Origin of the sequence: Streptomyces sp. Ru73 (assembly GCF_002920575.1) — a bacterium.
GTDB lineage: Bacteria > Actinomycetota > Actinomycetes > Streptomycetales > Streptomycetaceae > Streptomyces.
This window is the reverse complement of sequence record NZ_PQSQ01000242.1, coordinates 1-278: the sequence shown is the minus strand read 5'-3', so window position 1 is coordinate 278 and position 278 is coordinate 1. Positions and strand designations below refer to the sequence as shown.

Sequence of the window (278 nt, the reverse complement as noted above, 5' to 3'; positions counted from 1 at the left end):
CTCCGCGCGGGGGGAGTACGTCGGCGGGGTGATCGCGCCTGGCATCGAGATCTCCGTGGAGGCGCTCGGCGTCAAGGGGGCGCAGCTGCGGAAGATCGAGGTCGCCCGGCCGCGCAGCGTGATCGGGAAGAACACGGTCGAGGCGATGCAGGCGGGCATCGTGTACGGGTTCGCCGGGCAGGTCGACGGGGTCGTCGGCCGGATGGCCCGGGAGCTCGCCGACGACCCGGACAACGTGACGGTGATCGCCACGGGCGGTCTGGCGCCGATGGTGCTGG

1 protein-coding gene is annotated in these 278 nt (G+C 72.7%); it reads left to right on the top strand.

The annotated features are described in order from the left end of the window. The coding region (locus C3486_RS36775) for a type III pantothenate kinase (protein ID WP_146075151.1) at positions 1-278 on the top strand (278 nt) is incomplete at both ends.